Annotated in this window: 8 protein-coding genes; 7 read left to right on the top strand and 1 reads right to left on the bottom strand. The window is 46.5% G+C overall.

The window, feature by feature from the left end:
- Positions 1–89: 89 nt before the first annotated feature.
- The 6 genes from QZ735_RS12400 (at position 90) to QZ735_RS12375 (ending at position 11,430) form a co-directional block, all read left to right on the top strand.
- On the top strand, positions 90–1,004 hold the full coding sequence (locus QZ735_RS12400; protein ID WP_294248886.1) for a ribonuclease Z: 915 nt from the start codon (positions 90–92) through the stop codon (positions 1,002–1,004).
- A 7-nt stretch (positions 1,005–1,011) separates the two neighbouring features.
- Positions 1,012–1,779 carry a TIGR02757 family protein gene (locus QZ735_RS12395; RefSeq protein WP_294248889.1) on the top strand — a complete coding sequence of 256 codons (768 nt, stop codon included), beginning with the start codon at positions 1,012–1,014 and terminating at the stop codon, positions 1,777–1,779.
- 12 nt (positions 1,780–1,791) lie between these two features.
- Positions 1,792–2,322: a DUF1003 domain-containing protein gene (locus tag QZ735_RS12390; protein ID WP_294248883.1), complete on the top strand. Its 531-nt coding sequence runs from the start codon at positions 1,792–1,794 to the stop codon at positions 2,320–2,322.
- 204 nt (positions 2,323–2,526) lie between these two features.
- Positions 2,527–5,163, top strand: coding sequence for a choice-of-anchor L domain-containing protein (locus tag QZ735_RS12385; RefSeq protein ID WP_294248880.1), 2,637 nt, complete (start codon positions 2,527–2,529; stop codon positions 5,161–5,163).
- Between the two features lie 202 nt (positions 5,164–5,365).
- Positions 5,366–8,929 (top strand): choice-of-anchor L domain-containing protein, encoded by a 3,564-nt coding sequence (locus tag QZ735_RS12380; RefSeq protein WP_294248877.1) that lies wholly within the window; start codon positions 5,366–5,368, stop codon positions 8,927–8,929.
- A 131-nt stretch (positions 8,930–9,060) separates the two neighbouring features.
- The gene (locus QZ735_RS12375) at positions 9,061–11,430 is read left to right on the top strand and encodes a choice-of-anchor L domain-containing protein (RefSeq protein WP_294248874.1); all 2,370 of its coding nucleotides are present in this window, start codon (positions 9,061–9,063) and stop codon (positions 11,428–11,430) included.
- 116 nt (positions 11,431–11,546) lie between these two features.
- Here QZ735_RS12375 and rsmA read toward each other — a convergent pair whose 3' ends face one another.
- Positions 11,547–12,314 (bottom strand): 16S rRNA (adenine(1518)-N(6)/adenine(1519)-N(6))-dimethyltransferase RsmA, encoded by a 768-nt coding sequence (rsmA, locus tag QZ735_RS12370; protein WP_294248871.1) that lies wholly within the window; start codon positions 12,312–12,314, stop codon positions 11,547–11,549.
- Between the two features lie 91 nt (positions 12,315–12,405).
- Between rsmA and QZ735_RS12365 the strand changes: the two genes are divergently transcribed.
- Positions 12,406–13,177: permease-like cell division protein FtsX (locus tag QZ735_RS12365; RefSeq protein WP_294248868.1), on the top strand; the 772-nt coding region annotated here is incomplete at its 3' end.

Raw genomic sequence — 13,177 nt, 5'->3', positions numbered from 1 at the left:
ATTATCTGCTGAATCTGTAGATGTGGCTCATGTAACTTTAATTAAGTTAAAAATCTGTCGTACATTTGTATGACCATTAAATTATAGATTTGAGTACGTATTTAACGATATTAGGGTTCAATTCAGCAATCCCCACCATTAATTCCTCGCCTACCGCACAATTCCTTGAAATGGAAGAGCGGTCTTTCCTGATCGATTGCGGGGAGGGTACACAGGTGCAGCTGAGGAAAGCCAAGGCGAAGTTTTCCAAAATCAACCATATTTTTATTTCTCATCTTCATGGTGACCACTGCTTTGGCCTGCCCGGGCTTATCGCTTCTTTCAGGCTGCTGGGCCGGGAGACTCCGCTGCATGTATATGGTCCGAAAGGAATTAAAAATATGCTGGAGACCATTTTTACCATTACCGAAACCCATCGGGGATTTGAGGTAATATATCATGAACTGGATAAAGATGTTTCCGAAAAAATTTACGAGGACAGCAGGGTAGAAGTCTACACCATTCCTCTGGATCACAGGATTTACTGCAACGGTTACCTGTTCAGGGAAAAACCCAAGGACAGACATCTTAATATGAAGGAAATTGCCAAGTACAGCGAAATAGAAACCTGCGATTACCACAATATCAAGGCCGGAAAAGATGTTGTGCTGGGTGACGGCTACGTACTGAAGAACGAGAAGCTCACCATTGACCCGGCACCTTCTGTTTCCTATGCGTTCTGCAGTGATACCCGCTATCTGGAAAATGTAATCCCGATTATCAAAAATGTAGATGTGCTGTATCATGAATCCACTTTCCTTCACGATTTAAAGGAAATGGCAGATTATACAGGGCACACCACGGCTCTGGAAGCGGCCACCATCGCCCGCAAAGCAGAGGTCGGAAAGCTGATCCTGGGGCCTTTGTCCAACCGCTACTCGGACCTTACGGTAGTTACAGACGAAGCGAGGGCTGTTTTTCCCAATACCTTCTTACCGAAAACACTGGAACCGGTAAAAATTTAGGAGCATGCTGAAGTTTGAAGAACTGAAGGTATTTCTGGATGAAAAAGCAGACCTGTACAACCGGCCCGGTTTTATCGGGGATGACCCGATTCAGATCCCCCACCGCTTTTCACTAAGGCAGGATGTTGAGATTGCAGGCTTTTTAGCCGCCACCATTTCGTGGGGGAACAGGAAAGCCATTATCAGGTCGGCGGATAAAATGCTGGATATTATGGGCAATTCCCCTTATGATTTTATAATGAACCATTCCGGTAAAGAACTGCAGGATATCCAGGGAAACAGTATTCACAGGACGTTTAACGGGGAAGATTTTGCGTATTTTATCAGTCAGTTCCGCCGCATGTATGCAGAACATGAAAGTCTGGAAAACCTTTTCCTGCTCCGGGAAGAGGAATCGAATTTCATGCATTCGGTAGAACGTTTCAGGAGCCGGTTCCTGGGGACGGAAAAACACCGCAGCCATAAGCATGTAAGTTCGCCGTATAAAAACTCATCGACCAAAAGAATCATGATGTTTCTCCGCTGGATGGTGCGCAACGACCGCCGTGGCGTGGATTTTGGAATCTGGGATAAAATAGACCCGAAATACCTATCCATTCCATTGGACGTCCATACCGGGAATATTTCCCGTAAGCTGGGGCTGATTTCAAGAACCCAGAACGACTGGAAGACGGTGGAAGAACTTGATCTCATGATCCGGAAATTTGATGATTCAGATCCTGCAAAATATGATTTTGCCCTTTTCGGACTGGGCGTAACCAAAGAATTGTTTTAAAAAGAAAACACCATGAAAAAGTACGAAGAAAAGACAGAAGTCCTGGAAAAAATAGCCAATGGCATTACCTGGTGGATCGGTTCCATTCCTTCCCTGATTGCCCATACGTTATTCTTCATTATTTCTTTTCTGCTGCCGGTGCTTCACCTGGTAGCATTTGACAAAATGCTCCTCATTCTCACCACCGTGGTCTCGCTGGAAGCCATTTACCTGGCGATCTTCATTCAGATGTCGGTGAACAAAAGCCATGAAAAGATTGAAGACATTCAGGAGGACATTGAAGACATTCAGGAAGACATAGAAGAAATCAGCGAAGATATCGAAGAGATCAGTGAAGACATTGAGGAAATCAATGAGGATATCGAGGATATTCAGGAAGATATTGAAGAGATCAATGAAGAGGAAGATGATGAAGACCACAGCGAGCGGGCAAAAAACGTAATGCTGAAAAGCAATGTAAGTTCCAATAAAAATGAAATCAAAGCGTTGAAAGATATGATCGAAGAGCTTCAGAACAAAATCGAAGAGCTGAAGAAAGAGTAATTCCGGCGTAAGAGGTACATTTTCAGTACGGTGACTGGAGAAGGCTGATAAAAAAGACAAATTTTTATCAGCCTTTCAATTTTAGCCGGATATATTATCTGTTATTTGTAATTTTCATGAATAAATTAAGTTTTTAGTATAAATAATACATATTTGAGGCTTTTTTTATTCAGAATTTAGTACTTTTGAACAAACAACAATAAAATGTTACACTATAGATTAAAAAATTACTATCTTTTTTTAGTATTTCTTTTTGTTTCGGGATCTTTGTGGGCACAGAATACTTCCCGTACCAACGGAAAAGTGAAATTAACGGCAGCCAGTATGAAAGCCGGTGCTTTCATTGATGTGAATGCCGCTTCTTATCCTGAATCTTCCTACAGCATCCAGCAGCTGGTCCAGCAGGTTCTTATCAACGGACAGTCAGGCTGCGGAGCCCCGAATGTGACCAATGTAACCGTAACCCCAAATCACGCGGTTACCAATAACGACCGGTTCTGGGGGTATTTTAACAAGGGAACTACCGCTTTCCCCTTTGCCAACGGAATTGTTCTGACCACAGGCTATGCCAGAGAGGCCGGTAATTCAGCTATATCATCAAACCTTCAGGGGACAATATCCCAAACAGGGGATGCTGATCTTGCTGCCGCTACCAATACCAATATCACCAACCAGCGGGATGCGGTAGCCTTGGAGTTTGATTTCGTTCCCAATTCCAACCAGGTGAAATTCAATTACCTGTTTGCTTCTGAAGAATATACAAGCACTTTTCCATGCAGTTATTCAGATGCATTTGCCTTACTGATCAGGCCGGCTGCGGGAGGTGCCTATACCAATGTTGCCATACTTCCCGGTACGGCAGGACCTGTAAGTGTGACCAATATACGTCCGGCGAATCAATTCAACGGAAATGCATTTCCAACCAATTGCCCGGCTGTAAATGCAAACTATTTCGGAGGTTATAATACCAACAGCATCGAAACCAATTACAACGGAAGGGTAATCCCGCTGACGGCAACCGCCGATGTGACCCCGGGAGTAGCTTACCACTTCAAAATGGTACTGGCCGACTATAATGACCAGACCCTCGATTCTGCCGTATTCCTGGAAGGAGGCTCATTTGATATCGGAATCAGCATCGTAGGAGCCGGCGGAGTTGTGCTGCCAAGTACCGTAAACATGTGTGACAATACCCCTCAGGTACTGACGGCACTCCTAACGGTAACTCCGGGAATGACTTTCCAATGGTACAAAGACGGGGTTGCGATCAATGGTGCGACAGGCGTAACTTATATCGCCACTTCTCCGGGAGCCTATGAAGTAAAAGTTATGGTGCCGGGGAACCAGTGTCCTGCATCAGCAGTCATTACCATTGTCGGAGGGACCAGTCCTACCGTTCAGAATGCGACGCTCACTGCCTGTTACACCACAGGAAATGCTATCTTTAATCTTACCCAGGCAGAACCTTATCTGACCACCACCACAGGAACCACATTCAAGTATTATCTGAACCAGGCGGATGCAGTTGAGGGAAATAACCTCAATATCACTGCGCCGACTACCTTTTCAAGTAACGGCGGACAGACCATTTATGTAAATGTTGCCAAAGGCTTCTGCTCCAAGGTGGCACAGCTCCAGCTCGTAAAAGCTTCCCAGATGACTGCTACCATTGCGGCTCCCCAGGTCATTACCTGCGCCACGCAGCAGATTACCCTGGATGCAGCAGCATCGGTATACCCGGCAGGATCTACCTTCAACTGGGTGGCTTCAGGAGGCGGGAACATCGTTTCAGGGGCTACCACCGCAAACCCTGTGGTTGATAAGGCAGGAACCTATACATTAACCATTACCAAAGTATACCAGCCAGGTGCCACCTGTACCGCAACGGCCAATGTAACCGTTACCGAAAACAAGGTAAAACCTACCGTAACGCTGACTTCCAATGACTACAAAATATGCCAGGGCGAATCGGTAGTCCTTACCGCTTCAGGTGCTGTTACCTATGCATGGTCTGGCGGTGTTTCCGGAACGGGAGATACAAAAACGGTTTCCCCTACCACCACGACTTCTTATACTGTAGTGGGAACGGGAGCGAACGGATGCCAGGCTGCACCGTTAACCATTACCGTAGAAGTAGTTCCTGCCATTACCTCTAACGTACGGGGCGGATTCATCTGTACCGGTGACGTGATTACGCTGGATGCCGGCACAGGACCGAACTATACCTACCTTTGGAACACCGGAGATACTTCGCAGACCATCTCCGTAGGAACGCCGGGAGCCTATACGGTAACCATCGACAATGGAGTATGTACCAAAGCATTCACAGTGCAGGTAATTCAGGCCGTTATTCCGCAGATCATCAATGTGGATTACAATGAAAGCGGGACACTGGCTCTTACGGCAAGCAACCCAAGCAACGGAGCGCTTGAATATTCCATAGACAGCGGAGCAACATGGCAGAATTCCAATACCTTCTCCAATGTACCCAGGAATATCGTAGTTTCCATAAGGGTAAGGGTGAAGAATACCAGTTGTGTCGGTTTCCTTGACTATTTTACTTTCATCATGCAGAACGTAATCACGCCGAACGGTGACAACATCAATGATATCATAGATTTCAGGGGAATCCTGAAAAACAAAGATTTCAAAGCCTCTATTTTTGACCGTTACGGAAAAGAAGTCTACAGGGCAAGCAGCTTACAGCCGTATTGGGACGGCCTCTTCCAGGGAAAACGCCTGCCGACGTCATCTTACTGGTACCAGATCGTTTTCGAAGATCCGGCAAGCAAGAAGCCAACCCTGAAAACAGGCTGGATCCTGCTCAAAAATTTTGAATAATCCCAAAGATTGAAAACCCTTAGGAAGACCGGCACTGTGCCGGTCTTCTTTATTTTAATAAGATTTACATTGCGAAAATATGAACAGAAACGTTTGCATGAATGCCAATGTAATTTGCTCCCGGTTGAAATTCAATCAAAAAAAATAGTATTTTTGTTTAAAATAGTATAAAATGTTAAACACGAGGACAAAAAATTTATTTTTGGCTTTGCTTTCAGTATGTCTAGGAGGTAGCCTGTCTGCACAGGACCGGCAGCGGACAGTGGCAGCGAAGAAACCTGCAGCTGAAAGTATGAAGGCAGGCGTCTTCATCGATGTGAACGCAGCAGGATACCCCGAATCAAGCTACAGCATAACGCAGCTGGTAAAAGATGTGCTCATCAGCGGCGGATCTTCATGTTCTTCAGCCAATATAAGCAACGTGGTCGTTTCCCCGAACCTCGCCATCAGTGACCAGAACAGAAGCTGGGGTTATTTCAACAAAGCCTCTACCAGCTTCCCTTTCGACAAAGGAATTGTTCTCACCACCGGTTATGCCAGAAAAACAGGGAACAATTTCCAGGGAACACTCAGCGATCCTCTGCCTTCAAGTGGGGATACCGATCTCGCAACGGCCTTAAATGTGAGTAATGCCAACCTTAGGGATGCCACTTATATTGAATTTGACTTCGTGCCGGCTTCCACAAAAGTGTCTTTCCGTTATTTATTTGCCTCTAAAGAATACCAGAGCAATTTTACCTGTAACATATCCGACGGTTTTGCCCTGCTGCTGAAAAAAGCAACCGATCCTACCTATACGAATCTCGCGGTTCTTCCGGGAGGTGCGGGACCTGTGAGCGTTACCAATATTATTCCGGGCAATTTACCCTGCGGACCTAAGAATGTCCAGTATTTTGCCGGCATCAATAACCCTCAGGTGGAAACCAATTTTGACGGCCGAACCATTCCGCTTACGGCAACTGCAACGGTGACGCCGGGAGAAACCTATCATTTTAAAATGGTACTGGCGGATTATCAGGATTCCAATTTTGATTCTGCCGTTTTTTTGGAGGCCGGATCTTTCGATATCGGAGTTCAGGTACTGGGACCCGGAGGCGTAACCCTCCCGTCTTCCATTAATGTCTGCGACAACACGCCCCAGACTTTCACTGCTTCCGTACAGGGAGCAGGCGCTACTTATCAATGGCTGCTGGGGACAACCCCTATTCCCGGTGCTAACCAGGCTTCATACACCGCTACCCAGCCCGGTACTTATACCGTTCAGGTTTTCCTGCCCGGAAATACATGTCCGGGAACCGCTTCCGTAACCATTGTCGGCGGAACTTCGCCTACCGTACAGAACGCAACGCTTACCGCATGTTATGCCCAGGGGAATGCCCTCTTCAATCTGACTTCAGCGCAATCCTCAATAAGCACAACGCCTGGAGCCACCTTCGCTTATTACATCAATCAGAATGATGCGCAGGACGGAAATGGAAACTTTATCACCAATGCTACCGCATTTCCGAGTGCAGGACAAACGGTGTATGTGTCTGTGAAAACCGGCTTCTGTGCGAAAGTTGCCCAGCTGCAGCTTATTAAAGCACCAGAAATTATAGCTTCTGTAGCAACGCCGGCTGTCCTGACCTGTGCCAACTCGCAGACGACATTAAATGCTTCAGGTTCAACCTATCCTGCCGGAGCCACCTTCAGCTGGACCACTGCCAACGGGAATATTGTTTCCGGAGCAAATACGCTGAATCCGGTGGTAAATACAGCTGGAACTTATACCTTAACAATTTCAACACTGTATCAGCCCGGCAATGTAACCTGCTCAGCCACTGCCAATGTTACCGTTACCGGTGACAGCGCACCGCCGTCAACAGGGCTGATAGCCTCAAAAACACTGATCTGTGCCGGCCAGTCCGTTACCTTAACGGCTTCCGGCGGAGCTACCTATAACTGGACCGGTCCGGGCGTTACAGGAAACGGAGCCGTACAGACCGTTTCCCCAACCGCTGATGCCACTTATACCGTAACGGCGGTAGGGGCAAACGGTTGTGTTTCCACAGCTCCGGCAACGGTTACCATACAGGTTACGCAGCCCATTACAGTACAGAATGCCACGCTGTTCAAATGTTATCAGACCGGGGGCATCAACTACAATCTTACCGAGGCCCAGCCGCAGATTACAACGGCTCCGGGCGTTACCTTTGCTTATTACCTCAATATAACGGATGCCAATAATGCAAGCAATAATAACATCACGAATCCTGCGGTATTTAACAGTGCGGGAAATCAGACGATTTATGTCCTGGTAACCAACGGGGGATGCCGTAATGTAGTAACGCTGCAGCTGTTATCCACACCGCAGACCACCTTAACCATTAATGCACCGCAGCAGATTACCTGTACCACACCACAGCTGACACTGAACGCCGGCACCTCGGTAATTCCTGCAGGATCTGCCATTGCATGGACTACCACAGGAGGAAACATTGTCTCGGGAGCCAATACCCTGACTCCTGTTGTGAACGCCGGCGGTATATATACGTTAACGGTAACCAATATCAACCAGCCCGGTAACCTGAACTGTTCTTATACGGAAAGTGTTACAGTGACCCAGAATACTACGCCACCGGTTGTGGCTCTTACTTCTACGGTACAGCAGATATGTGCAGGAGAATCAGTAACTTTAACCGCATCCGGAGGGGTTACCTATAACTGGGGCGGCGGGCTTCCGGGAAATGGGAATACCCAGGTCGTTTCTCCGGCAAACACCACTACCTATACGGTAACCGCAGTAGGAGCCAACGGATGTGTTTCCGCCAATTCCGCTACAGTGACTATTGTTGTGGCTCCGCCGGTAGCCGTACTGGCCGCTTCAAAATCCAAAGTTTGCGAAGGAGAGACCGTTACACTGACAGCATCCGGAGGAATAACCTACGAATGGATAGGATTACCCGGAAACGGAAATACCCAGATCGTGACACCGATAGCCCCAACGACCACGTATTCTGTTTTTGCATTGGGTGGAAACGGATGTAAAGTACTTAATCCTACCACTATTACCATCGAAGTGGTTCCGGCTATCGTTTCTGCACTGAAGGACGTATCGGTCTGTGCCGGCGACTTCGGAATCCTGGATGCAGGATCAGGCACCAATTATACCTATCTGTGGAATACCGGAGCCACGACCCAGACAATTTCAGTCAACACTCCTGGAACCTATACTGTAACGATTAACAACGGAACATGTTCCAAAGTATATTCGGCGCAGCTGATTAACCCTACGCTTCCTCAGTTCAGCAATGTGGTATATGAGAAAAATACCCTTACCGTGTCTGTGGACAATCCTGCCGGGGGGCCATTGGAATATTCGGCAGACGGCGGAATTACATGGCAGGCTTCCAACGTATTTTTCAACATCCTGGACAATACCAATTACAATCTTGTCGTAAGAATAAAAGATGCGAAATGTTCTACTACCTTAACCTTCTTTACCTTTGTAGTAACCAATGCCGTAACTCCGAATGCCGACGGGAAGAACGATGTTGTCGACTTTACCGGAATCAGCAAGTATAATAATTTTGCAGCTTCTATTTTCGACAGGTACGGTCAGGAAGTATTCAAGGCAAGCAAGGACGAAACCAGCTGGAACGGCCTCATGAGAGGCAGGCTGAATCTTCCTACAGGCACCTACTGGTACCGTGTACAGTGGGAAAATCCGGCAAGCCGCAAAATGGAGCAAAGGTCCGGATGGATTCTCCTTAAAAACAGAAATTAACTCCATAATCTTTCTTTAAATGAATAAAAAGACTTCCCGATTTATCTGGAAGTCTTTTTTATATCATAAAAAATAGCATAATCTATGCGATTTCTTTAAAAAAAAATTAAATTTGTTGAAACAAAAATATTATGAAGAGATGTCTATTGCTATTTTCTTTTCTAGCATCGTGCAGTTATGTCCATTCTCAGAAGATCAGTCCGAGACCATTTAAGAAGCCTGAAATAGGGCTGGAAAAGAAAGCAGGAGATTTTATTGATGTTAATACACCTACTTATCCGGCCTCAGCCTTTACGCCCACACAGCTTGTAAAAGATGTTCTGATTTCTTCCGGAACCAACTCCTGTGTAACACCTACGGTTTCCAATGTTCAGGTAAGCCCGGCTACTCCGGCTACCGATGCAAACAGGGCGTGGGGTTATTTCCACAAAGGAACCACCAATTTTCCTTTTAAGGACGGTATTGTCCTGGTAACCGGGAAAGCAAGCGAAGCCGGTAACAATTATATCAATGTGAATACGCCTTTAGGGTATGCAGTGGGTACGGGAAGCGACCCCGATCTGGTGGCAGCTACCAATCCTTCCGTATCCCTCAATGACGCGGTTGTACTGGAATTTGATTTCGTACCTACCTCTTCCCAAGTGAAATTCAATTACCTTTTCGCTTCAGAAGAATACACCGGATTTTTCCCGTGCCAGTATTCCGATGCCTTTGCGTTGCTCCTCAGGCCTACTGCAGGCGGGCCCTATGTGAATATGGCGGTATTACCGGCTCCGGGAACCGGACCTGTGAGTGTAACCAATATCCATCCGCTGAACAGCTTCAGTGGCGGCAGTATGGGTTGCGGTGCTCCCAATGTTAATTTTTTCGGAGGATATAACAACGGGAATATAGAAACCAATTTCAACGGAAGAACCGTGCCTCTGCAGGCTACCGCTACTGTAGTGGCAGGACAGTCCTACCATTTTAAAATGGTAATTGCCGATGCCATTGACCGGAATTACGACTCTGCCGTATTCCTGGAAGGCGGATCTTTCAACATCGGGGTGGAATTACAGGATCCTACGGGAGCAGTACTGCCGAGTGAAATCAATGTCTGTGATAATGTTCCTCAGGTCATCACCGCTTCGGTAAACCAGCCAAACCTGAATTACCAATGGTACTTTAACGGAAATCCTGTCCAGGGAGCAACGACACCTACCATTACGGCAACGCAGCCCGGAAATTACGAGATTCAGGTGCTGTTTCCCGGTAATCCGTGCCCCGGAAAAGCTAATATCAAAGTCAATGGCGGAACAACGCCCGAGGCGTTCGATGCTACATTGTTACTCTGCTCAACAACGGATGTCCCCTGGTTTGATCTGACGAATGCCATGCCCCTGATTTCGCCGACACCCGGTGCTGTCTTCCGGTTTTATGTCAACCAGGCAGATGCGATGGCTCAGAACAATAGTTATATTCAGGATATTCTTCATTATAACGGTAATGATGGCCAGATCCTTTATGTAGTGGTTTCGAACGGAGCTTTCTGCAGCAAGATGATCGAACTGACGCTGGAGAAAGAACCTACGCCTGGAGTAACTCTTGTGGCTTCAAAAGTGAAGATCTGTCCTGGTGATACGGTGGACCTTACCGCTACCGGAGGAACTACCTACGAATGGGCCAACTTCCCGGGCACCGGAGGTACGCAGACCGCCACACTCTATAATACCACTACCTTTTCCGTGTATTCCATCGGACCCAAAGGTTGCAGGTCTCTGCAGCCTGCCAAAATTATCGTGGAAGTAGTGCCTGCAATCACTTCGGCACTCCTGGATGTGCAGATCTGCGAAGGCGACCGGGCAACACTGGACGCCGGAACCGGACCGAACTATACTTACCTGTGGAGTACCGGGGAAACCAGCCAGACCATCAATGTAGACGAATGGGGAATCTATACCGTGGCCATCAACAACGGATTCTGTACAAAAACTTTTACAGCAACCGTATCAGCCGCTGCCTCTCCGTTCATCACCCATGTGGATTATGCCAACAATACCATTACCGTTACTGCTGAAGTACCGATGATCAACAATATTCCGCAGACCGTAGAATACTCTGCAGACGGCGGCATTTCATGGCAGAATTCCAATGTGTTTACAGGAATTCAGAATAACACGACCTATCAGCTACAGGTGAGGACGGTAGGAACCAGCTGTGTAGGGATACTTGATTTTTATACCCTTCATTTTGCAAATATCATCACGCCTAACCAGGATGGTATAAATGATACCCTTGATCTTACTTCGCTGGGCACGTTCAACAACTTCACCGGATCGGTATATGACCGTTACGGATCTGAGATCTTCAGGTTCTCCAAAGAAAAGCCGGTGTGGGACGGAACGCTGGTAGGGAAGAGGCTTCCTACTGCAACTTACTGGTACAAGTTCAATTTCCAGTACCCGAAATCGAAAACCGATATCAGCCACTCCGGATGGATTATGCTGAAAAACAGAGAATAATCAGGACCCGCTGATGATATGAAATGATAATGCCCTGCAGAATTTCTGCAGGGCATTTTTTATTTTGTAAGAACTGAACAGCCAGTAAAAGGATGTTGCACCTGATTGCAATGGCATCAGCTTTCTTTCCAGAGCTGCGTAAAAGCGATGAAGTCCGGAACACTCAGTTCTTCAGCTCTCTTATCCATAAATTCATGCTGTTTAAGGCTTTCAGGAATATTCAGGATTTTCAGGGCGTTGGAAAGTTTCTTCCGTCTTTGGTTGAACCCGGCCTTTACAATCTGCTTGAAGAGTGCCTCGTTTCCTTTCAGCCCTTCTTTCGGGTTCCTCGTAAGACGGATGACTCCTGATTTTACTTTGGGCGGCGGGTTGAATACGTTTTCATGAACCGTAAACAGGTAAGAAGTATCATAATAGGCCTGTATCAGTACCGTCAGGATTCCGTAGTCTTTGGTTCTCGGCACGGCGGCTGTCCTTTCGGCTACTTCCTTCTGGAACATGCCTACCATTTCAGGGATCAGCTCATAATGGTCAATAATCTTGAACAGGATCTGTGAAGAGATGTTATAAGGGAAGTTCCCTATAATGGCAAGCTGTTCCCCGTTGGTAAAGCTGAAATCCTGTTTCAGGAAATCCCCGGCAAAGGTTTCTTCCGTAATCCGGGCATAATTGTTTTTAAGGTATTCAATCGATTCGGTATCGATCTCCGCAAGGTGAATGTGCTGGTCTTTTTCCAGCAGGTATTTGGTCAGCACGCCCATTCCCGGGCCCACTTCCATGGTATGATGATAGCCATCAAAACTGAGGCCTTCCACGATTTTCCTTGCGATGTTTTCATCTGTCAGAAAGTGCTGACCGAGATGCTTTTTTGCTTTTACACTCAACGTTTTTATGATTTTATTAACAGTGATTTTCCCTTTTTCGTTCCCAAATTTCGGAAGATTTTTTCTATTTTAGCCAAAAATTTTAATATTAATGGCTAAATCTGTAGATGAATTCAATAAGAAAAGGCTTAGGTCCAGCAATATTACCGTAGTTGTAAGTATCGCACTGGTACTTTTCCTTCTGGGGCTGATGGGGCTGATCCTGATTAATGCCCAGAAATATTCAGATTATATCAAGGAACAGCTGGTAGTGAATGCCTACTTTGACGAAAACTATGATGCCAAAGATTCTGTAAAGATTGCAAAAATGGAAGCTGAGGTTTTCAAGGAAATACAGACCCTGGCACCTGTAAAGAAAGCAACCTACATTACACGGGAAATGGCCTCTGCAGAAGCCAAAAAAAGCATGGGAATTGATGCGGACGCCCTGTTTGAAGAAAACATTTTCCCTTCCTCCATAGAAATTGCCCTGAAACCGGAATATGTGGATCCCGCAAAAATCGATCAGGCCCTGAAGGTCATCAAAGCCGTTCCGGGAGTCATCGATGTAAAGAACGACAGTACCCTGATGGTGGATGTCTACAACAACCTGAGCCGGATCCTGAAATGGATTTTAGGATTTTCCATTTTATTTCTCATCCTGGCGGTAGTGCTTATCAATAACTCCATCCGTCTGAAAATATTTTCCAAGAGATTCATCATCAAAACCATGCAGCTGGTAGGCGCCAAAAGGAGATTTATCCTGAAACCTTTTATCATAGAAGCGGTAATACTGGGTGCGATAGGTTCTGTGATCGGGCTGCTGGCCCTTGGCGGGATATGGTATTATTTCACAAGCCAGATCGGTTCTGCATTCGTACAGG

This window comes from uncultured Chryseobacterium sp., assembly GCF_913776365.1.
Lineage (GTDB): Bacteria > Bacteroidota > Bacteroidia > Flavobacteriales > Weeksellaceae > Chryseobacterium.
This window is presented reverse-complemented; position numbering and strand designations above follow the sequence as displayed.

Bases quoted from the DNA above. Each gene is read 5' to 3' on its own strand.
- QZ735_RS12375 (WP_294248874.1), top strand. From the start codon at position 9,061: ATGAAGAGATGTCTATTGCTATTTTCTTTTCTAGCATCGTGCAGTTAT.
- QZ735_RS12390 (WP_294248883.1), top strand. From the start codon at position 1,792: ATGAAAAAGTACGAAGAAAAGACAGAAGTCCTGGAAAAAATAGCCAAT.
- QZ735_RS12385 (WP_294248880.1), top strand. From the start codon at position 2,527: ATGTTACACTATAGATTAAAAAATTACTATCTTTTTTTAGTATTTCTT.